The sequence below is a fragment of the Amycolatopsis sp. CA-230715 genome (assembly GCF_018736145.1).
Classification (GTDB): Bacteria; Actinomycetota; Actinomycetes; order Mycobacteriales; family Pseudonocardiaceae; genus Amycolatopsis.
Genome location: NZ_CP059997.1, coordinates 1,727,236 through 1,751,901 on the forward strand (window position 1 = coordinate 1,727,236; position 24,666 = coordinate 1,751,901).

Below are 24,666 nucleotides of genomic sequence, written 5' to 3' on the forward strand. Positions count from 1 at the left end.
TCAACTTATGGCTAACTTGAGGACATCCTCAACTTTCTACTCTCGCTCAACTTCCTACCTTTGAAGGAGATACCGCCATGAAGGTCATCGCGATCCTCGGTGCGGGACCGGGTCTAGGGCTCTCGATGGCCCGGCGCTTCGCCAGGGAAGGCTTCGCGGTCGCACTGGTCTCCCGCACCACCGAGCGTCACGCCGATTACCTCGCGAGCCTCGACGGAGCGGAAGCACAGAGCTACGCCGCCGACCTGACCTCCCCGGAACAACTGCGCGCCGTGCTGGACCGCATCACCGCCGACCTCGGCGACCTCGACACCGTCTACTTCGGACCGGCGGCGGTCGTCGACGCACCGATCAGCCCGATCACCGAGCTGGACCCGGTCGCCGTGCGCGATCTGGTCGGCGACGTGCTCACCGCGCCGATCACCCTGGTTTCGGCCGTACTCCCCGGAATGCGGGCGCGCGGGCGGGGAACCCTGCTGTTCGCGGGCGGACTCAGCGGCAAGCACCCGCTCCCCCAGCTCGGCACCCTCGTCCCCGCGTCCGCCGCGCTGCGGATGTACGTGCTGACGCTGGCCGCCGCGCTCGAAGAAGAGGGCCTCTACGCCGCCACGCTCACCATCGGCGGCCTCATCGAACGCGGCGACATCCACCGGAAGTTCTCGGCGGAACAGGAATTCCCCACCCTGAACCCGGACGACATCGCCGACACCGCGTGGCGGATGTACGTCGAGCGCACCGAACACGAACACGAGTTCAACGCCCTCTTCTGACGCGGCGTACCCGGCACTGAGTGCCCCGAACTCGGCCCTCACAAAGACATCCCCTACCGGAGCCATCACTGCGCCACGCCGTGAAGGTGGCCTTCGCAGCATTGAGTGCCGTCATGGTGGCCATCGGGGACTCGGCCATCGGGGCGTCGAGCCCGGTCGCTGCGCCGGGCCACACGCAGGACTGTCCATTCAGGACAGAAGGGAGTCCAGTTTCGCGCGGACCCGGTCGAGGTCTTCGCTGTACTTCAGGACCGCGCCGAGGGTGCGCGCGGCGGTTTCGGCGTCCAGTTCGTCGCGGCCGAGCGCGAGCAGGGCCTCGGCCCAGTCCAGCGATTCGGCCACCCCGGGCGGTTTGAGCAGTTCCAGCTCGCGCAGGCGGCGAACGGCGCCCGCCACCTGCGACGCGAGCCGTTCGCCGACACCGGGCAGCCGCCGCCGCAGGATCGCGATCTCCCGCGCGAGGCCGGGATGCTCCAGCCAGTGGTAGAGGCACCGCCGCTTCAGCGCGTCGTGCACCTCGCGCGTGCGGTTGGAGGTGAGCAGCACCAGCGGCGGCACCTCGGCGCGGACCTCCCCGAACTCGGGGATGGTCACCGCGTACTCGTCGAGCAGTTGCAGCAGGAACGCTTCGAACTCGTCGTCGGCGCGGTCGATCTCGTCGACGAGCAGCACGCACGGCGAGGACTTCAGCGCGCGCAGGAGCGGGCGCGCCAGCAGGAACCGTTCGGTGTAGAGCGATTCCTCGGCGACGTCGGCGTCCAGCGCGCCGTCGGCCGCTTCCAACGCGCGCAGGTGCAGGAGCTGGCGCGGGAAGTCCCATTCGTACAGCGCCTGCGCGGCGTCGATCCCTTCGTGGCACTGCAACCGGATCAGCGGGAGGCCCAATCCCTCGGACAACGCGAGCGCGAGCGAGGTCTTGCCGGTCCCGGGTTCCCCTTCGCACAACAGCGGGCGGCGCATGCGCAGCGCGAGGAACGCGGCCGTGGCCACGCCGTCGTCGGCGAGGTAGCCGGTGCCGTCGAGCAAACTCGCCAGCTCTTCGGGGGAGCCCAGATCCGTCACACCGTCGAGCGTAGGCGCTACGGGGGCACGGCGCTCACAGGTCCGACGGGTGGTCGACATCGCGGCCGCCGCCGATGTCGGCGCATTCCACCACGCGCAGGTCGTCACGGGTGGCGAGCCAGTCGCGGGCACCGCGGTCCCCGATCGCGGCCGCCGCGATCTCGGGCCACCACCGCCTGCCGAACAGCACGGGATGGCCGGGCACGCCGTCGAACGCGGCACGGGCGACGACGTCCACAGCGGACAGCTCGGCGAGCCTCGCCACCACCTCGGCCCCGACACCGGGCAGGTCGACCAGGTGCACCAGCACCGCTTCGGGCACCGGGTCCAGCTCGGCCAGCGCGGCCAGTCCCGCCCGCAGCGACGCGCCCATGCCGGACGCCCAGTCCGGGGACTCGACGACCAGTGACGGGTCCGGCAGCAGCGCCACCGCGGCTTCGGCCCGCGCGCCGAGCACCACGCGGATCGGGTCGCACCCGCCCTCGGACAGCGCGCGCAGCGAGCGGGTGAGGAACGTTTCCCCTTCGAAGTCGACGAGCGCCTTCGGCTTGCCGAAGCGGCGACCGGCGCCCGCCGCGAGCAGGAGCCCCGCCGGCCGGTCAGCCATGGTGCGCCCGTACCGGTGACAGCGCGAGATCGGCCTCGATCCGCCGCGCGGCGGCGAGCAGCGGCGGCACCATCTGCTCCCGCGCCGCCTCGGGCGAGGTGCGGCTGGCGTGCGTCGACACGTTGACCGCGGCCACCACCGGCCCGCCGCGGTCCCGGATCGGCGCGGCGACCGAGCGCAGCCCCTCCTCCAGCTCCTGGTCGACGATCGCCCAGCCCTGCTCCCGTACCTTCGCCAGCTCGGCGCGCAGCGCGGGCGGCGAGGTCAGGGTGTGCGGGGTCAGCCGGTCGAACCTCGCGGCTTCGAGGTAGGCGTCGAACTCGCCCTCGTCCAGCCCGGCCAGCAGCACGTGCCCCATCGACGTGGCGTACGCGGGAAAGCGGGTGCCGACGTTGATCGTGACGGTCATGATGCGCGATATCGCCACGCGCGCGACGTAGACGATTTCGGTGCCGTCGAGCACGGACATCGAACTCGACTCGCCCACCTCCGACGAGAGCCGTTCGAGATGCGGCTGCGCCACCTCGGGCAGCGTCATGCTGGACAGGAACGAGTACCCCAGTTCGAGCACGCGGGCGGTGAGCGAGAAGTACTTGCCGTCGGTGCGCACGTACCCGAGGTCGACCAGGGTGAGCAGGAAGCGGCGCGCGGCCGCCCTGGTCAGCCCGGTCGAGCGGGCCACGTCGCTGAGCGTCAGATTCGGCGCGTCGGCGTCGAACGCCCTGATCACCGCGAGGCCGCGTTCGAGCGACTGCACGTGGTGCGCACCCCGCACCGCCTGGCCAGGCTCGTCCATAGCTTGGACCTTAACCGTCGGGTTCGCCGGTCGCCGCCGTCTCCCCCAGCTCGGCGAGGGTGTGTTGCGCCACGGCGAACGCCTTGTTGGCGGCGGGCACGCCCGCGTAGACACCGGTGTGCAGCAGCACCTCGCCGATCTCGGCCGGGGTGAGTCCATTGTGGATCGCCGCGCGCACGTGCATGGCCAGTTCGTCGTGGCAGTGCAGCGCGGTGAGCAGTGCGAGCGTGAGACAGCTCCTGGTGCGCCGGTCGAGACCGTCGCGCGTCCACACCGAACCCCACGCGGCGGTGGTGATGTACTCCTGGAATGGCGCGGTGAACTCGGTCGTCTTCGCCACCGCCGCGTCGACGTGCGCGTCGCCGAGCACTTCGCGGCGCACGCGCATGCCGTCTTCGTAGCTGCCCATCACGCTCCCACCCGGTCCAGGATCAGTGCCGTGAACCGCTCGTGCTGTTCGTAACTGCCCAGGTGCGCGGCGCCCTCGACGATCTCGAAGCGCGCGCCGGGAATCCCGTCCGCGATTAGCTCGCCGTGGTCCGGCGGGGTCGCCGGGTCTTCGGCGCCGGAGATCACCAGTGTCGGCACCGCGATCCTCGGCAGGTCGCCGGTCAGGTCCATGTGCTCGATCGCCGCGCAGCACGCGGCGTAGCCCGCGGCAGGGGTGCCCGCGACCATGGCGCGGAGCATCGCCACCGTCTCCGGGTTCCGCTCCGCGTAAGCGGGGGTGACCCAGCGCCCGACGGCGGCGTCCGCGACGGCGCCGGTGCCCTCGGCGAGCACGGTCGCCGCGCGTTCGGCCCACCGCTCTGGCGGGCCCAGCTTCGCCGAGGTGCAGCACAGCGTCAGGCTCGTGATCCGGTCCGGCCGGTGGGCGCCGAGCCACATGCCCGCCATCCCGCCGAGCGACAGCCCGACCAGGTGCGCCTTCGCCACGCCGAGGTCGTCGAGAAGGCCGAGCAGGCCCTCCACGACGTCGGCGATCGAACACGGCCCCACGGGCACCGGCGACTTCCCGTGCCCGGGATGATCGGGCCGGATCACCCGGAAACCGCGCGCTGCCAACGGTTTCACCTGCGGTTCCCACATCCGGTGATCGCTGCCGATCGATCCGCTCAGCACCACCGGGACGCCGTCGGACGGGCCGTCCTCGACGTAGTACAGGCTCACACGCGCACCTCTCGCTCGAAGACCGTCACAGGTCGAAGAACACCGTCTCGCCATCGCCCTGCAGCCGCACGTCGAAGCGGTACCCGTCCTCGGTCCGCTTCGCGATCAGGGTGTGCCTGCGCTCGGCGGGCACCACGGCGAGCACGGGATCGCCGTCACTGTCCACGTCTTCGAAGTAGATGCGCGTGACCACCCGGCTCAGCAGCCCGCGCGCCAGCACCGACACGTCGATGTGCGGCGCCTGACCGGGCAGCGCGCCCGGCACCACGGTGCGGATGCCGTACGCGCCGCGCTCATCGGTGGGACACCGGCCGAAGCCGCGAAAGTCCCGCGATTTCGCGTCCCTCGGGTCATCGGGATGGTCGAACCGGCCTTCGGCGTCCGCCTGCCAGGTTTCCACGAGTGCGTCCGGCACCGGCTCGCCCTCGCCGTCGAACACCGTGCCGCGGATCCAGATCGCGCCCGGCTCGTCGATCGCCACGACGTCCGGCCCGTCCTCCCACGGCAGCCCGATCGACAGGAACGGCCCGACGGTCTGCGAAGGCGTGCTCATTCGTCGTCATCCTCCTCTTCTTCGAACACCGAAGCCTCGCGCCCGCGCAGCACGATGTCGAACTGGAAGGCCAGCGCCCAGTGGTCCTCGGTGCGGTCGAGGTCGAACCGCGAGATCATCCGCTGCCGCGCCTTTGCGTCCGGCACCGAGTTGAAGATCGGGTCCTGCGCGAACAGCGGATCGTCGGGGAAGTACATCTGCGTCACCAGGCGCTGGGTGAACGCGGTGCCGAACACGGAGAAGTGGATGTGCGCCGGCCGCCACGCGTTGTCGTGGTTCTTCCACGGGTAGGCGCCCGGTTTGACGGTGGTGAACTCGTACCGGCCGTCGTCGTCGGTGAGCGTGCGGCCGACCCCGTCGAAGTTCGGGTCGAGCGGCGCTGGCCACCGGTCGCCGGTGTGCCGGTACCGGCCCGCCGCGTTCGCCTGCCAGATCTCCACCAGGGAGTTCCGCACCGGACGGCCGTCCCCGTCGAGCAGCCGCCCGGTGACCACGATCCGCTGCCCCTGCGGTTCGCCCGCGTGCCCTCGGGTGAGGTCGTTGTCGTGCTCGCCGAGCCTGCCCGGTCCCAGCAACGGGCCGGTGACCTCGGTGAGCCGCTGCGGCATCAGCACGAGCGGCTGCTTCGGATGCCGCAGCCGCGTGGAGCGGTAGTCCGGCGAATCGAGCGGCGGGTGGGTCCCGTCGGGATCGCGCCGGTACTTCGGCAGCGCGAGCCGCTGCGGCGCCGGTGTCACCATTGCTTTCCTCCTACGCTTTCCTCTTTTTGAAGCGGCGAAGCCGCTTGAGTGGGCCGTCAGCCCGCACCGCCACCGGCACGCAAACCAACCACTGTCAAGTCCCTAGGCTTCCAGTACCACGGCCAAGCCCTGGCCTACGCCGATGCAGATGGCGGCGAGGCCCCAGCCGCCGCCTCGGCGGCGCAGTTCGTGCGCGAGCGTGCCGAGAACGCGTCCGCCGGAGGCGCCGAGCGGGTGGCCGATCGCGATCGCGCCGCCGTTGACGTTGACGATCTCGGGGTCGAGTTCGGGCCAGTCCGCGAGGCAGGCCAGCGACTGCGCGGCGAAGGCCTCGTTCAGTTCGACCGCGGCGAGGTCGCCCCAGCCGATCCCGGCCCGCGCCAACGCGATCTCGGCGGCCTTGACCGGTCCGATGCCGAACACGTCGGGGTCGACGCCCGCCGCGCCGCGCCCGGCGATCCTCGCCAGCGGTGTCACGCCGAGCCGGTTCGCCGTGGCCTCGCCGCCGAGGAGAACCGCGGAGGCACCGTCGTTGAGCGGTGACGAGTTCCCCGCCGTGACCGTCCCTTGTGGACGGAAGGCGGGCTTCAGCTTGCCGAGCTTGGCCGGATCGGAGTCGGGGCGGATGCCCTCGTCGCGCTGGAGGTCGACGCCGTCGACGGCGACCACGTGCGAATCGTAGAACCCCTCGTCCCACGCCTTCGCGGCGTTGAGGTGGCTGCGCAGCGCGAACGCGTCCTGGCTTTCCCTGCCGATGCCGTAGGAATCGGCGAGCGCTTCGGTGGACTCGCCGAGCGAAACCGTCCAGCGCTCCGGCATCGCCGGGTTGACCATGCGCCAGCCCAGCGTCGTCGAGTGCATCGTCTGGTGGCCGTTCGGGAACGCGCGCTCCGGCTTGAGCATTACCCACGGCGCCCTGCTCATCGACTCGACGCCGCCCGCGACCACCAGCGACGCGTCGCCGACCTCGATCGCCCTGCTCGCCTGTACCGCCGCTTCCAGGCCGGACCCGCACAGCCGGTTCACCGTGGCGCCCGGCACCGACGTCGGCCAGCCGGCCAGCAACGCCGCCATCCTGGCCACGTTCCGGTTGTCCTCGCCCGCGGCGTTCGCGTCGCCGAGCAGCACTTCGTCCACTTCGGACGGATCGAACGCCGTCCGCGTGGACAGCGCGCGCAGCACGCCCGCGGCGAGATCGTCGGGACGCACCTTCGCCAGCGCGCCACCGTACCGCCCGAACGGCGTGCGGACCGCGTCCAGCACATAAGCCTGGCTACTCATTCGCCCGCCTTCTTCAGCTCTCGCAACAGGGTCAGCTCCTCTTCCGTCGGCGCCGGTGTGGTTTTGACATCGGGATCGATCTTCAACCGCCATCCCGTCGCCTCGACCACGTCGTCGATCCCGACACCGGGATGCACCTCGGTCAAGGTCAGTTCACTGGTTTCCGGGTCGGGGCGCAACAGCCCGAGATCGGTGACCACGAGCGTGGGCCCGGCGCCGGGGAGGCCGAGCCGTTCCCGGTCGCCCTTGCCCGTGCCGTGGCCGAACGAGGTCACGAAGTCGACGCGCTCGACGAAGGCCCGCGCGGACTGCCGCAGCACCACGAACACCTCGCGGCAGGAAGCGGCGATCTCCGGCGCGCCACCGGCACCCGGCAGCCGCACCTTGGGCTCGCGGTAGTCCGAACCGATCACGGTGGTGTTGATGTTGCCGAACTTGTCGAGCTGCGCGGCGCCGAGGAAGCCGACGTCGATGCGGCCGGGCTGCAACCAGTAGTTGAACACCTCGGGCACGCTCACCACGGCGTCCGCGGTGTCCGCCAGCTCACCGTCCCCAATGGACAGTGGCAGCTTCGACGGCTTCGCGCCGAGGCACCCCGACTCGTACACCAGCGTCAGGTCCGGCGCGTGCGTCCGGCGGGCGAGGTTCGCCGCGGTGCTGGGCAGGCCGATCCCGACGAAGCAGGTCATCCCGTCCCCGAGCGCGCGCGCCGCGGCCACGCTCATCATCTCGTCGGCGCTGTAATCGGTTCCGGTCATGCCCGCACTCCCGCCAGCCACTTCGCGAACTCCTCGCGGTCCCGTCCGATCGTGTCCCATGCCTGGTACGCGCCATTGTCCCGCTCGTAGTAACCGGCCGCGTAGGACGGGCGCGCGCCGAAGGGCACCTCGGCGACCGCCGTGACCGCCCACGAGGGCAGCACCACCGCGCCGGGTTTCGGCTCCAGCTCGTCGACGATCTCCTCGACCGTCACCAGGCTGCGCTTCGCCGCGAGCACGGCTTCCTTCTGCACACCGGTGATCCCCCACATCTGCACCGCGCCGGAGGAGTCCGCGCGCTGCGCGTGGACGATCGTGACGTCGGGGTTGAGCGCGGGCACCGCGGTCAACCGCTCACCGGTGAACGGGCAGGTGATCGGCTTGATGGTGTCGGTCTGCGCGGGCAGGTCCGTGCCGGTGTAGCCGCGCAGCACGGCGAACGGCAGCCCGGACGCCCCGGCGACGTACCGGTTCGCCATCCCGGCGTGGCTGTGCTCCTCGATCTCCAGCGGCACCGGCCACGCGTGCTGCACCGCGTCGCGGAACCGGTGCAGCGAGCCGACACCGGGGTTGCCGCCCCACGAGAACACCAGCTTCCGCGCGCAGCCGGCGCCGATCAGCTGGTCGTAGACGATGTCGGGGGTCATCCGCACCAGGGTCAGGTCACGGCGGCGCTGGCGGATGATCTCGTGGCCCGCCGCCACCGGGATGAGGTGCGTGAACCCCTCCATGGCGACGGTGTCCCCGTCGTGCACCAGCTCGCCGACGGCTTCGGCGAGGGACAGGATCTTGGCCATCCGCCACTCCGTTCCAGGTCCCCAAGAGCTTTTTCGTTCGTGCCTGTTCTTTTTTCCGTCGTAACAAGTGTTCGCATGTCGCACACTAGTTACACATACGAACTTACCACGACCTCGCGAAAACAGGGACCCGCTCCTCGCCTCGCCGCGCTGGCCCGCGCGGGACGGCCGCGGTTACGGTTGCCGCGTGCACGATTCCCCGATCATCGCGGTGACCAGGCAAGTTCCCGAGGCGGCGCTGGAGGTGCTGCGGACGGCGGGCGAGATTTCGCTCTCCGAAGCCGATCGCCCGCTCACCCCGGACGAACTTCGGGCTCAGGTGGCGGGCGCGTCCGCGATCGTGAGCATGCTCCACGACCGCGTCGACGGCTCGGTCGCGGACGCGGCGGGCGCCTCGCTCCGGGTGGTGGCGAACGTCGCCGTCGGTTACGACAACCTCGACGTCGCCGCGCTCGACGCGCGCGGCATCACGGTGACGAACACCCCGGGCGTGCTGACCGAGGCCACCGCCGACCTCACCTTCGCGCTCCTGCTCGCGGTGACGCGGCGCATCGGAGAAGGCGAGCGCCTGCTGCGCGCGAAACGGCCGTGGTCGTTCCACCTCGGCTTCATGCTCGGCGCCGGGCTGCAGGGCAGGACGCTCGGCATCGTCGGCCTCGGCCAGATCGGGCAGGCGGTGGCACGGCGCGCCAAGGCGTTCGGCATGGAGATCGTCTACTCCGGACGGTCCAAAGTGGACGAGCGGGTGGAGGGAGAACTCGGCGCGCGACGGGTCGGGTTCGGCGAACTGCTGGCGAACTCGGACGTGGTGTCCTTGCACTGCCCGCTCACCCCGGAGACGCGGCACCTGATCGACGCGGACGCGCTGCGCGCGATGAAACCGTCCGCCTATCTCGTCAACACGACGAGGGGCCCGGTCGTGCACGAGGCGGCGCTCGCGGAAGCGTTGGCGCGCAAGGAGATCGCGGGTGCGGCGCTCGACGTGTTCGAGCACGAGCCCGAGGTCGACCCCGGTCTGCTCGACCTCGACGCGGTCGTGCTCGCACCGCACCTGGGTTCGGCCACCGTCGAAACTCGCACGGAGATGGCCGTGCTGGCGGCGAAGAACGTCGCCGCCGTGCTGCGGGGCGACCCGGCGCTCACCCCGGTCGTCCCGCGCTCCTGACGGCCGCGGCGGGTGCCGCGGCCGTCAGGGTGGAATCCTCACGCCTGGACGGGAGGCTCCTGCTGCGGCTGCGGCATCACCGCGAAGTTCAGCTGCCCCTGGTCGTCCTGCTGGACGTCGAGCACCTTGTCGTCGAGGAACGCCGCGGCCTGTGGCTCGAGGAACACCTTGGCACCCGCCTCGGTGCCCAGTACCTGGTCACCGTCCTCGGGGGCCGGTGCCATCGACAGCGCGAGCTGGGCGCCCTCTTCTTCCTGGCTCTGCACCGCGAAGCGCAGACCAGCGGCGTCGTCCCCGCCCTGCTGGGCGGTCAACGCACTGATCGCCTCCGCGGCGGCGTCAGTCATGGCGAGCATGGTGGGCCTTCCCTTCGTTCGCGATTCTGCGCTTCCGAGCCACCGTAGGGGGTACCGGCGCGGCGTGCGCGCTGGGCGGGGATCGCACGGTTCCGCACGCGGGACACGAAACGGTCGCGGCACTGCGCACAGCGCCGCGGCGGCCGGGAACAGGACAGAAATGGCCTCGGTCACAGGAGCGGCGTGGCTAAGCTGGGAGCGGGCCGGGGAAAGCGAGAGGACGCCGTGACCACCACCAACAACCGCGAAGAACGCGCCGAGATCGGACCCGCCCTGCTGGAGCGGCTTCTCCAGCAACTGAAGAGCACCGTTCCGGGGCTGCTCGGCGCGTCGCTCAACGCCACCGCGTCCCACGGCCGCCGCCTCGCCGCCACCGGTTTCGGGGCGGAAATCGATGCGTTGCAACGGGAAACCGGCGAGGGCCCGACGCTGTACGCGGCCACCGAACAGGAAGCCACCACCTCCGACGACATCACGGCGGACGACCGCTGGCCCGCGCTCGCCGGGAAGCTGGCCGGCCACGACGGCACGATCGCCGCCGTTTCCGTGGCGGGGAGCTGGGACGACGAGGGCCCGATCGTGCTGACGATCTACCTCGACCACGCGCCGACCCCGGACGACCTCCGCCGCGTCGAGGAGATCGAGCCGGTGGTCGCGATGTCCGCCGCGCTCATCGACTACTGCGCGGACGAAACCCTGCGCGGCGACCAACTGCTGAAGATGGTGGAGAACCGCCGCGTGATCGAACAGGCCAAGGGCATGATCATGGCGGTCCGCCACTGCGACGCGGGCACCGCGTTCGGTTCGCTCGTCGCGGCGAGCCAGCACTTCAACGTCAAGCTCCGCGATCTCGCGGTCGCCGCCGTGGAACACGTCGGCCAGGCCCCCGCCGAGGCCGAACCCCAAGAGGTCCTCGGCTACGGCCACGATCACGCGCCCGCGAGCGAGGCGGCGCGCCGGGCGGCCGAACTCATGTGGGCCGCGCTACGCGCCTAGCCGAGCGGCGGCTGCCGTCGCCCCGAAAGCGACCTTCGGGGCGGCAGATGCCCGGAAAGCCACTTTCGGGGCATCGCGGATCTTGCCCGCAGGCCGAGCACTAGCGGGCGGTTCTGATCGAGTCGGCGACGGAACCGCCTGCCACGTCGGCGTTTTCGCCGTGGTCAGCCTCGGCGGTGCGGCGTGCGGGCCGTTCGCCCGGCGCCACCGGCTCGTCATCGGCCGGAGCGTCCTCAATGGACTGATCGAGCCGGTCTGCGGGCGTGGCCGCGATCGGGCGGGCCGGTACCTCGTCGGGCTCGACGTCCGCGCGCTCCTCGGCGAGCCGGTCCTCGATCGGCTCGCCCTCCCGCTGTTCGCGAGGCGTCATGCCGTGGCGGTCCACCGCGGTCCAGTGCTCCGGGGCTCCACGCCTTCTTCGAGCGGATCGACGCGCAGGCTGTCTTCGTCGAGCTCTTCGCTGCTGCTCAGCGCCGCCGGATCGGTCTCGGGGTGCTCGGTCATCGAATCCTCCGTTCTCACCGCGCTCCGGGCACCGTGGTACCCCGGCCGCCGCCGTCCGAAACGCGGGGGCGCGTAGCCTGGGGAAGGGCCCGGTGCCCCTTCTGAGCGGGAGACACAGATCACCTCACCTGCGAAGACATCAATATTCACAACTTTGTGAAAAGTATGTAGTGTCGATGTCATGACCACCGCCAGGTGGGTGGGCCACCACCTTCCGCACCGGCAGGCACCGGCCGCCCGGCGCCGCCACCACCGGCTCGGCGAGCACCTCGTGCTCTACGTCGTCGCCGGCGGCGTGACCACCGCGATGCAGGCGGGCCTGTTCCTGCTCCTGCGGCCGTGGCTCGATTCGGTGCTCGCCAACCTCGCCGCGATCGCGGTGACCACCGCGGTCAACACCGAGTTCCACCGCAGGGTCACCTTCGCCGACAGCGAGAGCACCGCGAACTGGCGCCGCGTCCAATCGGTGCTGACGTTCGCCTTCTACGCCGGTTACGGCTCGGTCGTGCTCACCGTTCTGCAGGCGCTCGTCGTCTCACCCTCTGCGAATCTCGAAGCCGTCGTGCTCGCCGTCGCGAGTACCCTCGGCGGACTGGCCCGCTTCGTACTGCTTCGGTGGTGGGTGTTCACCCGCCACACGCCGCGCACCTGAGCGCGGACGCTCGGTCACTTCCCGGTCAGTCGAGCGCGGGAACACCTCGGTTTTGTGTCGTCTTCATCGCGATCTGGCGGGTTCGAGCGCCCGAATGGGCTATCTCTAGTTGAAATCTGGACTGCCTCCGCGTCCCGCTTTACGATTACGCAGAGTCGCTGCGGCGCCGGGTTATTCCCGCTCCTACGGAGTAATCGCTGACCGTACGTTACCGATTGTCCACCTTCGACAGCGACCGGTCGGAGGGTCGCGGGAGGCGACCATGACAGCAGCGAGAACCCGGATCAGTTCCGCCCACTCCGCCGAAGCAGGCAGCGCCGATCTCGCGCTGCCCGGTTTCACCCAGCCCGTCACGCACCCCCGCGCCGGCCAGCGGCTGACCAAGGAACAGCTGGACCCGCTCGTCGAGGACGCCGCCGCCGAGAACCCCGGCGCCGTCCAAGCGCTGCTGGAGCTCATCCGCCCGATGGTCGCCAGGTACTGCCGCGCCAGGATGGGCGGCCGCGACCTGTCGTACCTCTCCGCCGACGACGTCGCGCAGGAAGTGTGCCTCGCCGTGCTGAAGGCGCTGCCGACCTACCAGGATCGCGGCGGTTCCTTCCTCTACCTCGTGCACGCGATCGCCGCGAACAAGGTCGCCGACGCCTACCGCCTCGTCTCGCGGGACCGGTCCGACCCGGTACCCGAACTGCCCGAACAACCGCTCGCGGACAACGAGCCGGAAACCCACGCACTGCGCACCGATCTCGGCTCGCGGCTCAACCGCCTGCTCGGCCGACTTCCCCAGACCCAGCAAGAAATCCTCGCGCTGCGCATCGCCGTCGGGCTCTCCGCCGTCGAGACCGCCGAGGCGCTCGGCATCTCCCCCGGCAACGTCAGGGTCACCCAGCACCGCGCGCTCACCCGGCTGCGGGCGATGGTCAACGCCGACGAGGAGTTCTGACCCGCTAGAGTTGTGCCGAACGCGGTTGAGCAACCAGCCGCAGCGCGCCAGCGCTCCCCTCGCCGCCGAGTGCGGCGGGCGGGCACTGGCGGTTCGCGCGAAGCGAGACGCTGCGTGCTGCGCCCCGCGGCCCCTTCCCACGGCCGATCCTCCCGGTCGCCGCTCCCTGCGCCCTCGCCGCGCGCTGTGGCCGTTGACGACGCGACCGAGGGAGCTGGAAGTTGGGGTCTTACGCCCGGACCGAGCGCGAGGAGATCGAGCTGCGGCTCACCGATCTCCAAGGGGAGCTCGATGGGCTGCGGCGCGCGCTGCGCACGCGCGCGACGATCGAACAGGCGATGGGCGTGCTCATCGTCGCGCAGCGGTGCACACCGCAGCAGGCTTTCCGTTCACTGGTGCGGTTTTCCCAGCAGCACAACATCAAGCTGCACCGGGTCGCCCAGATGCTGGTGCGGCTGGCGGCGAAGGTGGAGACCGGCCAGCTCGAACCGCTGCTGAGCCGCGCGGCGGATTCGGTGGTGCTGGAACCGGAAAGCACCACCGAGTCCGACGAGAACCTCGGGTGGCCGGACGACGAACTGATCGAGATCGCGAAGGCGCTCATCCAGGCCACCGAACCGGGCGCGGCGGGACGGGCGCAGCTCGCTTTGCACCGCCTGCTCGTCGGGCGCGGCTGGATCCCGCCCTACGAGGTGCTCGCCGACCTCAGCGACGACTAGCTAGACAGCTTGGGGGAGGTGGCGGCGGCGGTTTATGGCATCCTTTCGCTCGGTCTCGTCGAGGCCGCCCCAGACGCCGAACGGTTCTTCGGCGGTCAGGGCGTGGTGGCGGCATTCCACGATCACCGGGCAGGACCGGCAGATCTGCTTGGCCCTGGCGACCCGGTCGGACCTGGCGAACCCGCGCTCGCCGTCGGGGTGGAAGAACACCGCGCTGTCGAGATTGCGGCAGTTGCCGTGCCGCTGCCACTCCCAGGTCTCCGCGACCGGGGTCGGCAGTCGTGACGTGTCCGCCATGGCCTGATCACCTCCACGAATTAATCGCTCAGGTGCGGGAGTACCCCGTTCCGTGACGGGTTACACGTTCAGGCCGTACACCCGTTGTGCCGAATGGACGAACACCTCGGCGCGTTCGGTGTCGGACAGCGAGCCGGTCAGCGACAGCGCCGCCTCGAGGACGACGGGATAGGCGGCGGCCAGCTCGCACACCGGCCAGTCCGAACCGAACAGCAGCCTCCGCGGCCCGAACGTGTCGAGAATGTGCTCGGTGTGGCGGCGGAGGTGCCCGACACTCCAGTGTGCCCAGTCGGCCTCGGTGACGAGGCCGGAAAGCTTGCACGACACGTTTTCCCGTTCGGCGAGCGCGGACAGCGCACCGGCCCACGGTTCCCACCGGCCGCTCGCGATGGGCGGCTTGGCGGCGTGGTCGAGCACGAAACGCAGTCCTGGCAAGGCATCCGCGGCAGCCGCGGCGGCGGGGAGCTGGTCGATCCGCACCAGCAGGTCGTAGGCGAGACCCGCGTCGGCGAGTGCGGAAAGCCCGCGCCGCACGTCGTCGCGGGCGAGCCATTCCGAGTCCTGCTCGCCCTCGGCCTGGTGGCGGACACCGACCAGCGGGCCCGCCTCGGCCAGCTCCGCGAGCCGGTCCGCGACCGACGGCGAGGTGAGGTCGACCCAGCCGACGACACCCGCGATCAGGGGTTCGGCTGCCGCGATTTCCAAGAACTCGTCGGTCTCCACATCGGACGAAACCGTCTGCACGAGCACGGTCGCGGTGATCCCGTCGGCCACCGCTTTCAAGTCGTCGACGGTGTAGGCGCGGCGGATCGGGTCCATCGCTTCGCCGGTCATCCACGGGTACTCGCGCCGCGACGGGTCCCACAGGTGGTGGTGCGCGTCGATCATGCGGCCGTCCTCACCGGGGTGTCCTGGCGCAGGAGCCCGGCGTCGATCAGGTCGTACCACAGCTCCGGCGGCACCGGCCGCCGCGCGCGAGCCACGTTCGCGGCGACCTGCTCCGGTGACTGCGAGCCGACCACCACGCTCGCCACCGCCGGATGTGCCGCGGGCAGCGCCATCGCGACCTGCGGCAGCTCCGCGCCGTGCCGTTGGCAGACCGCCGCGATCCGCGCCGCCTTCTCGGCCAGTTCCGGTGGCGCGTCGACGTAGTCGTACTTCGTGCCGGGCTCCGGCGTAGCGAGGATGCCGCCGTTGAACACGCCCGCCGCCATCACCGCCACCCCGCGCTCTTCGCACAGCGGGAGCAGTTCGTCGAGCGCGGGCTGGTTCAGCAGCGTGTAGCGGCCCGCCACCATGACGGCGTCGACGTCGCCGCGGCGGACGAACTCCGCGAGCATCGGGGCCTGGTTCATGCCGATCCCGACCGCGCCGATCATTCCCTGCTCGCGCAACGAAACCAGGGCGGGCACGGCACCGGTGACGGCGTCGTCGAAGTGGTCGTCCGGATCGTGCACGTAGACGAGATCGACCCGGTCGAGGCCGAGCCGGGCCATGCTCTCGTCGAGGGACCGGCGAACGCCGTCGGCGCTGAAGTCCCACCGGCGGCGCAAGGTCGCCGGGACGTCGAACCCGGCCTCGTCGCGACGGGAAGAGCCGCCCGGGTTCGGTTCGAGGAGCCTGCCGACCTTCGTCGACACCGCGTACTCGGCACGGGGGCGCCCGGTCAGCGCGGCACCGAGCCGCCGTTCGGACAGCCCGAGCCCGTAGTGCGGCGCGGTGTCGAAGTACCGGATCCCGTCGTCCCACGCGCGCGCCACGGTCGCCGCCGCGTTCTCGTCGGACATCGCGCGGTAGAGGTTGCCGAGCTGCGCGCAGCCCAGCCCCAGCGGCGTGACGGTCACGTTCACGGCAGCTCCCACACCAGCGACAGACCGGAATCGGTGCCCGAGTAGTCGTCCTCGACGTCGAGCAGTTCCGCCATCCTGGCCTGCCATGGCACGTTCGCCGGGTGCCCGGCCAGCGTGCGGCGCATCGCCGGGTAGTCGTCCACCTCGACGACGTGGAACAGGTCGAGCCCGTCGCGCCAGATCCGCCACGACCGCACGCCCGATTCGCGCAGCGCGGCGTCCAGCTCGTCCGGGATGACGGCGTGCACGCGCTCGTATTCCGCCTCTTTGCCCGGTCTCAACCGGGTGTGCAGGGCCACTCGGTGGGTCATCGCACCTCGACTTTCACATCCGTGGCAATCTGGACCGGCAAACATCGGAGGTCTGCGGGAGGGGAAGGTGCCATGCCGGTCACCGACGTCGCGATCGACAAGATCAAGGACATGATCATCTCGGGCGAGCTGGCACCGGGCGACCGGCTGCCGAAGGAGGCCGAACTCGCCGAGCGGCTCGGGCTGTCCCGCAGCTCGCTGCGCGAGGCCGTCAAGGCGCTGTGCCTGATCAGGGTCCTCGACGTGCGCCAGGGCGACGGCACGTACGTCACCAGCCTCGAACCGAAGCTGCTGCTCGACGCGATGACGTTCGTCGTCGACTTCCACCGCGACGACACCGTGCTCGACTTCCTCGCGGTCCGCCGCATCCTGGAACCCGCCGCCACCGCACTCGCCGCGCTGCACATGGATGAGGCAGGCATCGCCGAACTGCGCACACTGCTCGACGAGCTGGAGGACTCGCCGACCGTGGAAGCGCTGGTGGCCAACGACCTCGCCTTCCACCGCCGCATCGCGGACGGGTCCGGCAACCCGGTGCTGTGCTCGCTGCTGGACAGCCTGTCCGGGCCGACCACGCGCGCGCGGGTCTGGCGCGGCCTCACCCAGGAGGGCGCGGTCGCGAAGACCCGCGAGCAGCACATGGCCATCTACGAGGCGATCGCCGCACGGGAGCCGGAGCTGGCGCGCTCGTGGGCTACCGTGCACGTCGCCGGGGTCGAGCAGTGGCTGCGCAACGCGCTGGGGACGGCGGACTGAAGGCTCATGTCTGGGGCTTCCCGCCCGCGAACCGGGAGATCATCAGCGCGATCAGGATGATGCCGCCGTAGATCGCCTGGATCCAGAACGCGGGCACCTGCGCCAGGTTCAGCATGTTCTGCACGACGCCGAGCAGCAGCACGCCGGTGAGCGCGCCGAACATGGTGCCCCGCCCGCCGTCGAGCGAGATGCCGCCGATCACCGCCGCGGCGAACACGGTGAAGATCATCCCGTTGCCCTGGTTGGCGTTGAGCGCGCCGACGTACCCGGTGAGCACCAGCCCGCCGAGCGCGGCGAGCACACCGGCCACCACGAACACCAGCCAGGTGATCTTGTCGACCCGGATGCCCGCCGCGCGCGCCGCCTCGCGGTTGCCGCCGATCGCGTAGAGCGCGCGCCCGACGCGGTGGTACCGCAGCACGAGGCCGGTGATCAGGTAGGCGAGCGCGGCCAGCCACACCGACATCGGCAGGCCGGCGAAGGTGGTCGTGGCGAGCGCGAAGAACGCGTCCGGCATGTCGAACAGGGTCTTGCCGTTGGTCGCGCCGATCAGCACACCGCGCAGCACGGTCAGCATCGCCAGCGTCACGATGAACGCGTTGAGCTGCAGCTTGACGATCAGGAACCCGTTGAACGCCCCGATCAGCGCGCCGACGACGAGGATGCCCAGCAGCCCGACGACAGTCGGGAACTCGGTGCCGAACCCGGCCGACGCCGCCGGGATCACCAGCAGCGCGCCGAGCGCGGGCGCGATGCCCACAGTGGACTCGAGCGACAGGTCGAACTTCCCGGTGATCAGCACGAGCGACTCACCGAGCACGATCAGCGCGAGCGCCGCCGAGGAGCCGAGGATGCTGACGATGTTGTCGACGCTGAGGAAGCTGTCGTTGACCAGCCCGCCGATCGCCACCAGCACGACGAGCGCGGGCAGCAGCGCGACGTCGCGGATCCAGCCCGCCCTGCTCTTCTTCACCGGTGCCTTCGCGGCGGCTTTCGGTGGGGACACCGCCTTGATCTCCGTGGTTTCAGACATCCAGTTCGACTCCTTCGATATCGGCCACGAGATCGCCGTCGGCCCAGCCCGCGTCGTGCTCGCCGACGACCCTGCCGCCGCGCAGCACCAGCACCCGGTCGGCGAGGCGGAGGTCGTCCAGCTCGTCGCTGACGATCAGCACCGCCTTGCCGTCCGCGCGCACCCTGTCCACCACCGCGAGCAGGGCTTCCTTCGATTTCACGTCCACGCCCGCGGTGGGGTTGATCAGCACCACGACGCCGGGGTCGCGCGCGAGCGCCCGCGCCAGCACGACCTTCTGCTGGTTCCCGCCGGAAAGATCGGACACCGCCTGGTCCGGCCCGGCGGCCACGATGTCGTATTCGGACAGTGCCCTGCTCGCGGTGCGGGTGCGCGCGCGAGGTGCGGCGACCCCGGCCGTACCGAGCCGGTCGAGCACGGTCATCGTCGCGTTGTCCGCGATGGACAGTTCGAGCACGAGGCCCTGGTGGTGGCGATCCCTTGGCACGCAGCCGATCCCCGCCGCCAGCGCGGCCGGGACATCCCCGGTCTTCAGCGGTTTCCCCGCCACGGTGATCCGCCCCGACTTCGGTGCGCGCAGGCCGTACACGGTCTCGGCCACCTGGTGCTTGCCGCTGGCGTTGCTGCCCGCGAGCCCGAGCACCTCCCCGCGCCGCACCGAGAACGACACGTCGTCGAACTCGTCGCCCGACAGCGATTCGACGGACAGTGCTTCGTCCACATCGGACGCCAGCGCCTCGCGCGCGGCGGCGTCGGCGACGGTCAGCCCGCCCTGCTCGCCGGTCATCGCGTCGATCAGCTCGGCGTGCGCGATCTCGGCGACCGGCGCGGTCAGCACGTGCCCCGCGTCGCGCAGCACGGTGACCGCCTGGCACACCTCGTACACCTCCCGCAGATGGTGGGAGATGAACAGGAAGGTCACCCCGGCCGCCTGCATTTCGCGCATGCGCGCGAAGAGCCGGTCGATCGCCTGGTGGTCGAGCTGCGCGGTGGGCTCGTCGAGCACGATGAACCGCGCGCCGTAGGACAGCGACCGCGCGATCTCGACGAACTGGCGGTCCTCGACGGACAGCTCGCCAGCCGAGGTGTCCACATCCACCTCGACGCCCCAGGAATCGAGCAGCTCGCGCGCCTGCGCCCGCAGCCGCCGCCAGCTGATCGCGAACCGGCCGCCGGACTGGCGGTTGAGGAACAGGTTCTCCGCGACGGACAGGTGCGGGATCACCGTGGAGTGCTGGTAGACGCAGGCGACGTGGCGCCGCCACGCCTCGCGGTCGGCGACCGGTGGCGCGGGCTCGCTACCGAACGCGATCGATCCCGTGTCCGGTTTGGACAGTCCGGTGAGGAGGGACACCAGCGTCGACTTGCCAGCCCCGTTCCGGCCGACGAGCGCGTGCGACTGGCCCGGCGTCACGGTCAGGCTGACGTCGCGCAACGCCACCGTGGGGCCGTACCGCTTGCCGACGCACTCGGCGCGGACCACGGGCGCGCTCATAGGTTGTTGCCCCACAACGCCTTGTCGTCCACGTTGGCCTTGGTGATCACCGGCGCGGGGAGCTGGTCTTCGAGGATGCCCGGCCTGCTCTCCACCACGGTGCTGTGGTGATCGGTCGGGCCCGGCTTGAAGGTCTCCCCCGCCATCGCCTTCTTGATCCAGTACATGCCGTACTTCGCGTAGTCGTCGGCGGGCTGCGAGACCGTCGCGTCCAGTTCGCCCGCCCTGATCGCGGCCAGTTCCTGCGGGATGCCGTCGTTGCTGACCAGCACGACGTGCTTCGGATCGCCCGCGGGGAAGAAGAGGTTCTTGCGGCGCAACGTCTGCAGCGTCGGCGCCAGGTAGACCCCGCCCGCCTGCAGGTACACGGCCTTGACGTCGGGGTTCGCGGTGAGCAGGCTCTCCAGCCCCGAGGCGGCCTTGTCGGCCTTCCACTCGGCGGGGATTTCGAGCACCTGCACGCCGGGGTAGGACTTCATGCACTCCCGGAACGCCTCGGAGCGCTCGCGGCCGTTGACCGAGGCGAGATCGCCCATCACCTGGACGACCTTGCCCTGCTTGACCTTCTCCCCGATCGCGTCGCAGGCCTTCGTGCCGTAGGCCTTGTTGTCGGCGCGGACGACCATCGCGACCTTGCCGCTCTCCGGTGCCACGTCGACCGCCACCACCGGCACGCCCTTGCGCTCGGCCTGGTTCAGCCCGGCCACCACCGCCGCGGAGTCCAGCGGGGTCACCACCATGCCCTTGACACCCTGGTTGAGCAGCGTGTTCATATCGGTGATGAGCTTGGCCGGGTCGCTGTCGGCGTTCACCGTCGGCAGCGCCTCGATCCCGGCCTCCTGCGCCATCTTCGGCACGTAGCCGTTGTAGGCCTGCCAGAACGGGGAGGTCAGCAGCGGCACGGTGGCCCCGACCTTGCCCCCGCCACCGCTCCCCGCCGCCGGTGCCGCTTTGTCCTTTGTGGACCCGCAGGCGCTCGCCGTCAGCGCGAGCGCGGTGACCGCCGCGGCGATCTTGATGACCTTCTGCACCGCATCCTCCTTGATGCCAAGCGTTTTCTAGTGCTGCACCGGACCGCGCGGGCGCAGGCCGTACATTCCGCCGTCCACGGCCAAGTTGGTTCCGGTCGTCGAACCCGAAAGCGGGCTGGCGAGGTAGGTGATCGCGTTGGCCACCTCGTCCGCGCTGACGAGCCTGCCCATCGGCTGGCGCGCTTCGAGCGCCGCCCGCTCGGCAGCCGGATCGGCGGCCGAGTCGAGCAGCCTGCCCACCCACGGGGTGTCCGCGGTACCGGGGCAGACGCAGTTGACCCTGATCTCGTCGGGCAGGTGGTCGGTGGCCATCGCGAGCGTGAGCGCGAGCACCGCGCCCTTGCTGGCGGAGTACAGCGCCCGGTTGGGCAGCCCGGCCCACGCGGCGATCGAGCAGGTGTTGACGATCGCGGCCGACGAGGACCCGCGCAGGTGCGGCAGCGCGGCCCTGCTCACCCGCGCCATGCCGACCACGTTGACGTCGAGCACGCGGTGCCACTCGGCGTCGTCGTTGGCCGCCACGTCGCCCTGCGCGCCGATGCCCGCGTTGTTGACCAGCACGTCGATCCCGCCGAGCGCGGTGGCCGCGGCGTCGATCGCGGCCCGCACCTCGCCGTCGTCGGAGACGTCGCAGCGGAACCCGGTCAGCCCGGCGGGCAGCCCGTCCGCGCGCAGGTCGAGCACGGCCACCGCGGCGCCGCGCGCGGACAGCTGCCGGGCGGCGGCGAGCCCGATCCCAGACGCGCCGCCGGTCACCACGGCCTTGAGGCCCTCGAAGTCGGTCACTCGCGCTCTCCCGTTCCCTCTGTCCACTCCGGACCGTCCGGGAACCGGAAGCGGCGGAGCGTCGCGTCGTGCATCCTGGCGGAAAATCCCGGTGCCGTCGGCGCGAGGTAGTGCCCGTCGCGCACCACGGCCGGATCGGTGAAGTGCTCGTGCAGGTGGTCGACCCATTCGATGGCCCTGCCCTCGGCCGAGCCGGACACCGCGACGAAATCGAACATGGCGAGGTGGCGCACCAGTTCGCACAGCCCGACCCCGCCCGCGTGCGGGCACACCGGCACGCCGAACTTGGCCGCCAGCAACAGGATCGCCACGTTCTCGTTGACACCGCCGACCCGGCACGCGTCGAGCTGCAGCACGGAAAGCCCGCCCGCTTGGAGAAGCTGCTTGAACACCACGCGGTTCTGCACGTGCTCGCCAGTGGCCACCCTGATCGGCGCCAGCGCCTTCGCGATGGCCGCGTGCCCGAGCACGTCGTCCGGCGAGGTGGGCTCCTCGATCCAGTACGGGTCGTACGGCGCCAGCTCGGTCATCCACGCCACCGCCGCGTCGACGTCCCAGCGCTGGTTCGCGTCGACCGCGATCCGGACGCCGGGGCCGACGGTTTCGCGCGCGATCCGCAGCCGCCGCACGTCGTCTTCGAGCCTGCCGCCGACCTTGAGCTTGATCATGTCGAACCCGTCGGCGAGCGCCTGCTTCGCCAGCCGCACCAGCTTTTCGTCGGAATAGCCGAGCCAGCCGGGCGACGTGGTGTAGGCGCGGTACCCGCGGCCGAGCAGCTCGGCGGTGCGCGCCTCGCGCCCCGGCTCGGCGGCACGGAGGATGTCGAGCGCGTCCTGTTCGGTGAGCGCGTCGGACAGGTAGCGGTAGTCGACGAGCCCGGCGATCTCCTCCGGCCGCATCTCCGCCAGGAACCTCCACAGTGGACGGTCCGCGCGGCGGGCAGCGAGGTCCCACACCGCGTTCACCACGGCGCCGACGGCCATGTGCGCCACGCCCTTTTCGGGGCCGAGCCAGCGCAGCTGCGAATCGCCGATGAGCCGCGCGGAAAGGTCCGCGAGCGCGGCCGCGTCCTCGGGCACCTCGCGCCCGATCACGTGCGCGCCGAGTGCCTCGATCGCCGCGGCCTGCACGTCGTTGCCGCGCCCGATGGTGAACGTGAGGCCGTAGCCGTCCGGCCCGCCGTCGGTGTGCAGGACGACGTAGGCCGCCGAGTAGTCCGGATCCGGGTTCATCGCGTCGGATCCGTCGAGCTCCCTCGACGTCGGGAACCGGACGTCGAGCACCTCCATGCCGGTGATGCGCGCCATCACGCCTGCCCGATGCGCTGGCGCTGCCTGCCGAGACCGTCGATCTCCAGCTCCACGACGTCGCCCTCGGCGAGGTACGGCTTCGGTTCCGGCTGGCCGAGCGCGACCCCGGCCGGGGTGCCGGTGTTGATCAGGTCGCCGGGCCGCAGCACCATGAACTGGCTCAGGTAGTGCACGATCTCGGCGACCGGAAAGATCATGTCGGCGGTCGTGGAGTCCTGCTTCTTTTCGCCGTTCACCCACAGCCGCAGGCCGAGCGCCTGCGGGTCGGGCACTTCGGCCGCGGGCAGCAGGTGCGGGCCGAGCGGGTTGAACGTCTCGCACGACTTTCCCTTGTCCCACTGGCCGCCGCGGTGGAGCTGGAAGTCGCGTTCGGACACGTCGTGCGAGAGCACGTACCCGGCGACGTGCGCGAGCGCGTCCTCGACGCGGTCCAGGTAGCGCGCGGTGCGGCCGATGACGACGCCGAGTTCGACCTCCCAGTCGGTCGCCGTCGACCCGCGCGGCACGAGCACGGTGTCGCCGGGGCCGACGACGGCGTCAGGTGCTTTCATGAACACGACCGGTTCGGCCGGGATCGCGGCACCGGTCTCCTCGGCGTGGCCGCGGTAGTTCAGCCCGATGCAGACGACCTTGCCCGGCTGCGCGATCGGCGCGCCGACGCGGAGGCCCGCCACGTCCACCACGGGCAGGGAGCTGTCCGCGACCCGCGAAACCCAGTCCGAGGCCAGGAACGCGCTGTCGATCTCGGCGGTGAGCGGGCTCAGGTCGTGCACCGCGCCGTCATCGTCGCGAACGTAAGGGCGTTCGCTTCCCTGGTCACCGAGGCGCAGCAGCTGCACGGATGTTCCTCTCAGCGCAAGACGAGCAGACATCCGATGTATAGCGCATCACCGCACCAGAATCCAGGGTGGCAATGCGTTTGCCGCAAAATTACCGCAGATTGATCCGATGGATCAGCCGGTCACGAGCTCCTTGGCGAACCAGTGCTCGGCGTACGGCTCACTGTTGAACGCCTCGACCTCGGCGTAGCCCAGCTTGGCGTACAGCGCACGAGCTTCCACCAGATCGTCGCGGGTGTCGAGGCGGACCACCTTGATCCCGCGCAGCCGGGCGGCCTCCTCGACCGCGGCGACCAGCAGCGGCGCGCCACCGGTGCCGCGCGCGGACGGGTCGACGTACACCCGCGTCAGTTCCGCGGTCTCGCCGTCGACGAAGCGCAGCCCCGCACAGCCCGCCGGACGGCCGTCGAGCCTGCCGACGAAGAACAGCCCGGCGGGCTCGGTGATGTCGTCGTCGGGGAACTCGGCCACCACCTCGTCGACTTCTTCCTCGCTGAGCACGCGGTTCCAGTACCGGCTCGCCACCTCGTCGTAGTAGCGGCGCAGCAGCGCCACCGATTCGGCGGAGCCGACCGGCTGCCGCACGATCCCCCAAGCGGTCCTCACGCGACCAGTTTCACCGGTGCGTAAAGCGATTTAGCCGCGGGCCAGCCGGGCGGCGACCTCCGCCCCCGTGCGGCATTCGCGGCGTACCCGGTCGCGGGACAGCCCGGTGCGCGAGGCGATGGCCGCCCAGGACAGCCCGGTCGCGCGGTCGCAGGCGATGGCGACGGCCTGGACCTGGGACGCGAGGTCGACGAGCTCGGTCGCGGTCGGGGTGAACCCGTGCGGGCCCCGCTCGACCTTCGCCCTGCCGCGCAGCCGCTCCGCGAGTTCGGACAGCGCCAGCCGGAAGTCGCGCACGTCCTCCTCGGACCGCGCGGCGGCACAGCGGTGGCGCTGCCGGTGCGCGGCCTGGCGGCACACCGAGGAGCAGTACTTCGCGGGACGTCCCGCCCTGCCGGGGCGAACAACCCCGAGCATCCTCCCGCAACGAGCGCAGCTGCCGTCCCCATCGGTGCGCGTGGTCATCCGAATCCTCCCCCAGAG

At 70.8% G+C, this 24,666-nt stretch carries 32 protein-coding genes; 7 read left to right on the top strand and 25 right to left on the bottom strand.

The genetic code is table 11. The features are described from left to right. Nucleotides 1-77: 77 nt before the first annotated feature. Nucleotides 78-770: an SDR family NAD(P)-dependent oxidoreductase gene (locus HUW46_RS08180; protein WP_215546711.1), complete on the top strand. Its 693-nt coding sequence runs from the start codon at nucleotides 78-80 to the stop codon at nucleotides 768-770. A gap of 189 nt (nucleotides 771-959) precedes the next feature. Here HUW46_RS08180 and HUW46_RS08185 read toward each other — a convergent pair whose 3' ends face one another. The 10 genes from HUW46_RS08185 to HUW46_RS08230 all read right to left on the bottom strand — a co-directional run bounded on the left by HUW46_RS08185 (nucleotide 960) and on the right by HUW46_RS08230 (nucleotide 8,534). Next, nucleotides 960-1,832 carry an AAA family ATPase gene (locus tag HUW46_RS08185; RefSeq protein WP_254125941.1) on the bottom strand — a complete coding sequence of 291 codons (873 nt, stop codon included), beginning with the start codon at nucleotides 1,830-1,832 and terminating at the stop codon, nucleotides 960-962. A gap of 34 nt (nucleotides 1,833-1,866) precedes the next feature. After that, nucleotides 1,867-2,439 carry a nucleotidyltransferase family protein gene (locus HUW46_RS08190; RefSeq protein ID WP_215546713.1) on the bottom strand — a complete coding sequence of 191 codons (573 nt, stop codon included), beginning with the start codon at nucleotides 2,437-2,439 and terminating at the stop codon, nucleotides 1,867-1,869. Then, nucleotides 2,432-3,235, bottom strand: coding sequence for an IclR family transcriptional regulator (locus HUW46_RS08195; RefSeq protein ID WP_215546714.1), 804 nt, complete (start codon nucleotides 3,233-3,235; stop codon nucleotides 2,432-2,434). Before HUW46_RS08195 ends, HUW46_RS08190 begins: the two co-directional genes overlap by 8 nt. A 10-nt stretch (nucleotides 3,236-3,245) precedes the next feature. Next, complete coding sequence (pcaC, locus tag HUW46_RS08200; RefSeq protein WP_215546715.1) at nucleotides 3,246-3,644, bottom strand: 4-carboxymuconolactone decarboxylase; 399 nt, start codon at nucleotides 3,642-3,644, stop codon at nucleotides 3,246-3,248. Continuing rightward, nucleotides 3,644-4,459 carry a 3-oxoadipate enol-lactonase gene (gene pcaD, locus HUW46_RS08205; RefSeq protein WP_215546716.1) on the bottom strand — a complete coding sequence of 272 codons (816 nt, stop codon included), beginning with the start codon at nucleotides 4,457-4,459 and terminating at the stop codon, nucleotides 3,644-3,646. The genes pcaC and pcaD overlap by 1 nt, the downstream gene beginning before the upstream one ends. After that, nucleotides 4,431-4,958 (bottom strand): protocatechuate 3,4-dioxygenase subunit alpha, encoded by a 528-nt coding sequence (gene pcaG, locus HUW46_RS08210; protein WP_215546717.1) that lies wholly within the window; start codon nucleotides 4,956-4,958, stop codon nucleotides 4,431-4,433. The genes pcaD and pcaG overlap by 29 nt, the downstream gene beginning before the upstream one ends. After that, nucleotides 4,955-5,698 (bottom strand): protocatechuate 3,4-dioxygenase subunit beta, encoded by a 744-nt coding sequence (pcaH, locus tag HUW46_RS08215; RefSeq protein ID WP_215546718.1) that lies wholly within the window; start codon nucleotides 5,696-5,698, stop codon nucleotides 4,955-4,957. Before pcaH ends, pcaG begins: the two co-directional genes overlap by 4 nt. 102 nt (nucleotides 5,699-5,800) lie before the next feature. Further along, nucleotides 5,801-6,979, bottom strand: coding sequence for a thiolase family protein (locus tag HUW46_RS08220; protein WP_215546719.1), 1,179 nt, complete (start codon nucleotides 6,977-6,979; stop codon nucleotides 5,801-5,803). Then, a complete protein-coding gene (locus tag HUW46_RS08225) occupies nucleotides 6,976-7,737 on the bottom strand; it encodes a CoA-transferase subunit beta (RefSeq protein WP_215546720.1) in 762 nt (253 codons plus the stop codon). Before HUW46_RS08225 ends, HUW46_RS08220 begins: the two co-directional genes overlap by 4 nt. After that, on the bottom strand, nucleotides 7,734-8,534 hold the full coding sequence (locus HUW46_RS08230) for a CoA transferase subunit A (protein ID WP_215546721.1): 801 nt from the start codon (nucleotides 8,532-8,534) through the stop codon (nucleotides 7,734-7,736). The genes HUW46_RS08225 and HUW46_RS08230 overlap by 4 nt, the downstream gene beginning before the upstream one ends. 187 nt (nucleotides 8,535-8,721) lie before the next feature. On the opposite strand from HUW46_RS08230, the gene HUW46_RS08235 reads away from it, so the two are divergent. Continuing rightward, on the top strand, nucleotides 8,722-9,699 hold the full coding sequence (locus tag HUW46_RS08235) for a 2-hydroxyacid dehydrogenase (RefSeq protein WP_215546722.1): 978 nt from the start codon (nucleotides 8,722-8,724) through the stop codon (nucleotides 9,697-9,699). Between the two features lie 38 nt (nucleotides 9,700-9,737). Here the strand turns inward: HUW46_RS08235 and HUW46_RS08240 are convergent, their stop codons facing one another. Next, the gene (locus HUW46_RS08240; RefSeq protein ID WP_215546723.1) at nucleotides 9,738-10,055 is read right to left on the bottom strand and encodes a HesB/IscA family protein; all 318 of its coding nucleotides are present in this window, start codon (nucleotides 10,053-10,055) and stop codon (nucleotides 9,738-9,740) included. A 183-nt stretch (nucleotides 10,056-10,238) separates the two neighbouring features. On the opposite strand from HUW46_RS08240, the gene HUW46_RS08245 reads away from it, so the two are divergent. Continuing rightward, on the top strand, nucleotides 10,239-11,051 hold the full coding sequence (locus HUW46_RS08245; protein ID WP_215546724.1) for an ANTAR domain-containing protein: 813 nt from the start codon (nucleotides 10,239-10,241) through the stop codon (nucleotides 11,049-11,051). A 100-nt stretch (nucleotides 11,052-11,151) separates the two neighbouring features. Here the strand turns inward: HUW46_RS08245 and HUW46_RS08250 are convergent, their stop codons facing one another. Beyond that, the gene (locus HUW46_RS08250; protein WP_331477226.1) at nucleotides 11,152-11,421 is read right to left on the bottom strand and encodes a hypothetical protein; all 270 of its coding nucleotides are present in this window, start codon (nucleotides 11,419-11,421) and stop codon (nucleotides 11,152-11,154) included. Continuing rightward, nucleotides 11,418-11,555: a hypothetical protein gene (locus HUW46_RS48905; RefSeq protein ID WP_331477227.1), complete on the bottom strand. Its 138-nt coding sequence runs from the start codon at nucleotides 11,553-11,555 to the stop codon at nucleotides 11,418-11,420. The genes HUW46_RS08250 and HUW46_RS48905 overlap by 4 nt, the downstream gene beginning before the upstream one ends. A gap of 181 nt (nucleotides 11,556-11,736) precedes the next feature. On the opposite strand from HUW46_RS48905, the gene HUW46_RS08255 reads away from it, so the two are divergent. From HUW46_RS08255 to HUW46_RS08265, 3 genes are all read left to right on the top strand, one after another. Beyond that, the gene (locus HUW46_RS08255; protein WP_215546725.1) at nucleotides 11,737-12,207 is read left to right on the top strand and encodes a GtrA family protein; all 471 of its coding nucleotides are present in this window, start codon (nucleotides 11,737-11,739) and stop codon (nucleotides 12,205-12,207) included. Between the two features lie 262 nt (nucleotides 12,208-12,469). After that, nucleotides 12,470-13,150 (top strand): RNA polymerase sigma factor ShbA, encoded by a 681-nt coding sequence (gene shbA, locus HUW46_RS08260; protein ID WP_215546726.1) that lies wholly within the window; start codon nucleotides 12,470-12,472, stop codon nucleotides 13,148-13,150. A gap of 221 nt (nucleotides 13,151-13,371) precedes the next feature. Beyond that, a complete protein-coding gene (locus HUW46_RS08265) occupies nucleotides 13,372-13,869 on the top strand; it encodes an ANTAR domain-containing protein (protein WP_215546727.1) in 498 nt (165 codons plus the stop codon). On the opposite strand, the gene HUW46_RS08270 is transcribed toward HUW46_RS08265, so the two are convergent. From HUW46_RS08270 to HUW46_RS08285, 4 genes are read right to left on the bottom strand one after another with little or no spacing between them, the layout of a single operon-like run. Beyond that, complete coding sequence (locus tag HUW46_RS08270; protein WP_215546728.1) at nucleotides 13,870-14,166, bottom strand: WhiB family transcriptional regulator; 297 nt, start codon at nucleotides 14,164-14,166, stop codon at nucleotides 13,870-13,872. It lies immediately after the preceding gene. A 60-nt stretch (nucleotides 14,167-14,226) separates the two neighbouring features. Further along, the gene (locus tag HUW46_RS08275) at nucleotides 14,227-15,054 is read right to left on the bottom strand and encodes an amidohydrolase family protein (protein WP_215546729.1); all 828 of its coding nucleotides are present in this window, start codon (nucleotides 15,052-15,054) and stop codon (nucleotides 14,227-14,229) included. Then, nucleotides 15,051-16,016: an aldo/keto reductase gene (locus tag HUW46_RS08280; RefSeq protein WP_215546730.1), complete on the bottom strand. Its 966-nt coding sequence runs from the start codon at nucleotides 16,014-16,016 to the stop codon at nucleotides 15,051-15,053. Before HUW46_RS08280 ends, HUW46_RS08275 begins: the two co-directional genes overlap by 4 nt. Beyond that, nucleotides 16,013-16,327 carry an L-rhamnose mutarotase gene (locus tag HUW46_RS08285; protein WP_215546731.1) on the bottom strand — a complete coding sequence of 105 codons (315 nt, stop codon included), beginning with the start codon at nucleotides 16,325-16,327 and terminating at the stop codon, nucleotides 16,013-16,015. Before HUW46_RS08285 ends, HUW46_RS08280 begins: the two co-directional genes overlap by 4 nt. A 72-nt stretch (nucleotides 16,328-16,399) precedes the next feature. Between HUW46_RS08285 and HUW46_RS08290 the strand changes: the two genes are divergently transcribed. Further along, nucleotides 16,400-17,083 (top strand): FadR/GntR family transcriptional regulator, encoded by a 684-nt coding sequence (locus HUW46_RS08290; RefSeq protein WP_215546732.1) that lies wholly within the window; start codon nucleotides 16,400-16,402, stop codon nucleotides 17,081-17,083. A gap of 4 nt (nucleotides 17,084-17,087) precedes the next feature. Here HUW46_RS08290 and HUW46_RS08295 read toward each other — a convergent pair whose 3' ends face one another. The 8 genes from HUW46_RS08295 to HUW46_RS08330 all read right to left on the bottom strand — a co-directional run bounded on the left by HUW46_RS08295 (nucleotide 17,088) and on the right by HUW46_RS08330 (nucleotide 24,648). After that, on the bottom strand, nucleotides 17,088-18,116 hold the full coding sequence (locus HUW46_RS08295; protein ID WP_215546733.1) for an ABC transporter permease: 1,029 nt from the start codon (nucleotides 18,114-18,116) through the stop codon (nucleotides 17,088-17,090). Then, a complete protein-coding gene (locus HUW46_RS08300; protein WP_215546734.1) occupies nucleotides 18,109-19,611 on the bottom strand; it encodes a sugar ABC transporter ATP-binding protein in 1,503 nt (500 codons plus the stop codon). The genes HUW46_RS08295 and HUW46_RS08300 overlap by 8 nt, the downstream gene beginning before the upstream one ends. Next, a complete protein-coding gene (locus HUW46_RS08305; RefSeq protein WP_215546735.1) occupies nucleotides 19,608-20,642 on the bottom strand; it encodes a sugar ABC transporter substrate-binding protein in 1,035 nt (344 codons plus the stop codon). Before HUW46_RS08305 ends, HUW46_RS08300 begins: the two co-directional genes overlap by 4 nt. 27 nt (nucleotides 20,643-20,669) lie before the next feature. Next, complete coding sequence (locus HUW46_RS08310; RefSeq protein ID WP_215546736.1) at nucleotides 20,670-21,428, bottom strand: SDR family NAD(P)-dependent oxidoreductase; 759 nt, start codon at nucleotides 21,426-21,428, stop codon at nucleotides 20,670-20,672. Beyond that, nucleotides 21,425-22,735: an enolase C-terminal domain-like protein gene (locus tag HUW46_RS08315; protein ID WP_215546737.1), complete on the bottom strand. Its 1,311-nt coding sequence runs from the start codon at nucleotides 22,733-22,735 to the stop codon at nucleotides 21,425-21,427. Before HUW46_RS08315 ends, HUW46_RS08310 begins: the two co-directional genes overlap by 4 nt. Then, nucleotides 22,735-23,577, bottom strand: a complete 843-nt coding sequence (locus tag HUW46_RS08320; RefSeq protein ID WP_215546738.1) for a fumarylacetoacetate hydrolase family protein — start codon at nucleotides 23,575-23,577, stop codon at nucleotides 22,735-22,737. The genes HUW46_RS08315 and HUW46_RS08320 overlap by 1 nt, the downstream gene beginning before the upstream one ends. A 114-nt stretch (nucleotides 23,578-23,691) precedes the next feature. Then, the gene (locus tag HUW46_RS08325; protein WP_254125945.1) at nucleotides 23,692-24,183 is read right to left on the bottom strand and encodes a GNAT family N-acetyltransferase; all 492 of its coding nucleotides are present in this window, start codon (nucleotides 24,181-24,183) and stop codon (nucleotides 23,692-23,694) included. Nucleotides 24,184-24,213: 30 nt separating this feature from the next. Next, complete coding sequence (locus HUW46_RS08330) at nucleotides 24,214-24,648, bottom strand: hypothetical protein (protein ID WP_215546739.1); 435 nt, start codon at nucleotides 24,646-24,648, stop codon at nucleotides 24,214-24,216. Between the last annotated feature and the right edge of the window lie 18 nt (nucleotides 24,649-24,666).

Excerpts from the sequence above, each read along its gene's own strand:
- HUW46_RS08190 (WP_215546713.1), bottom strand. The coding sequence starts at position 2,439 with ATGGCTGACCGGCCGGCGGGGCTCCTGCTCGCGGCGGGCGCCGGTCGC.
- HUW46_RS08330 (WP_215546739.1), bottom strand. The coding sequence starts at position 24,648 with ATGACCACGCGCACCGATGGGGACGGCAGCTGCGCTCGTTGCGGGAGG.
- shbA (WP_215546726.1), top strand. The coding sequence starts at position 12,470 with ATGACAGCAGCGAGAACCCGGATCAGTTCCGCCCACTCCGCCGAAGCA.
- pcaG (WP_215546717.1), bottom strand. The coding sequence starts at position 4,958 with ATGAGCACGCCTTCGCAGACCGTCGGGCCGTTCCTGTCGATCGGGCTG.
- HUW46_RS08250 (WP_331477226.1), bottom strand. The coding sequence starts at position 11,421 with ATGACGCCTCGCGAACAGCGGGAGGGCGAGCCGATCGAGGACCGGCTC.
- pcaD (WP_215546716.1), bottom strand. The coding sequence starts at position 4,459 with ATGGCGAGACGGTGTTCTTCGACCTGTGACGGTCTTCGAGCGAGAGGT.
- HUW46_RS08270 (WP_215546728.1), bottom strand. The coding sequence starts at position 14,166 with ATGGCGGACACGTCACGACTGCCGACCCCGGTCGCGGAGACCTGGGAG.
- HUW46_RS08230 (WP_215546721.1), bottom strand. The coding sequence starts at position 8,534 with ATGGCCAAGATCCTGTCCCTCGCCGAAGCCGTCGGCGAGCTGGTGCAC.
- HUW46_RS08180 (WP_215546711.1), top strand. The coding sequence starts at position 78 with ATGAAGGTCATCGCGATCCTCGGTGCGGGACCGGGTCTAGGGCTCTCG.
- pcaH (WP_215546718.1), bottom strand. The coding sequence starts at position 5,698 with ATGGTGACACCGGCGCCGCAGCGGCTCGCGCTGCCGAAGTACCGGCGC.
- HUW46_RS08275 (WP_215546729.1), bottom strand. The coding sequence starts at position 15,054 with ATGATCGACGCGCACCACCACCTGTGGGACCCGTCGCGGCGCGAGTAC.
- HUW46_RS08285 (WP_215546731.1), bottom strand. The coding sequence starts at position 16,327 with ATGACCCACCGAGTGGCCCTGCACACCCGGTTGAGACCGGGCAAAGAG.
- HUW46_RS08295 (WP_215546733.1), bottom strand. The coding sequence starts at position 18,116 with ATGTCTGAAACCACGGAGATCAAGGCGGTGTCCCCACCGAAAGCCGCC.
- HUW46_RS08220 (WP_215546719.1), bottom strand. The coding sequence starts at position 6,979 with ATGAGTAGCCAGGCTTATGTGCTGGACGCGGTCCGCACGCCGTTCGGG.
- HUW46_RS08255 (WP_215546725.1), top strand. The coding sequence starts at position 11,737 with ATGACCACCGCCAGGTGGGTGGGCCACCACCTTCCGCACCGGCAGGCA.
- HUW46_RS08225 (WP_215546720.1), bottom strand. The coding sequence starts at position 7,737 with ATGACCGGAACCGATTACAGCGCCGACGAGATGATGAGCGTGGCCGCG.
- pcaC (WP_215546715.1), bottom strand. The coding sequence starts at position 3,644 with ATGGGCAGCTACGAAGACGGCATGCGCGTGCGCCGCGAAGTGCTCGGC.
- HUW46_RS08315 (WP_215546737.1), bottom strand. The coding sequence starts at position 22,735 with ATGGCGCGCATCACCGGCATGGAGGTGCTCGACGTCCGGTTCCCGACG.
- HUW46_RS08290 (WP_215546732.1), top strand. The coding sequence starts at position 16,400 with ATGCCGGTCACCGACGTCGCGATCGACAAGATCAAGGACATGATCATC.
- HUW46_RS08240 (WP_215546723.1), bottom strand. The coding sequence starts at position 10,055 with ATGCTCGCCATGACTGACGCCGCCGCGGAGGCGATCAGTGCGTTGACC.
- HUW46_RS48905 (WP_331477227.1), bottom strand. The coding sequence starts at position 11,555 with ATGACCGAGCACCCCGAGACCGATCCGGCGGCGCTGAGCAGCAGCGAA.
- HUW46_RS08195 (WP_215546714.1), bottom strand. The coding sequence starts at position 3,235 with ATGGACGAGCCTGGCCAGGCGGTGCGGGGTGCGCACCACGTGCAGTCG.
- HUW46_RS08300 (WP_215546734.1), bottom strand. The coding sequence starts at position 19,611 with ATGAGCGCGCCCGTGGTCCGCGCCGAGTGCGTCGGCAAGCGGTACGGC.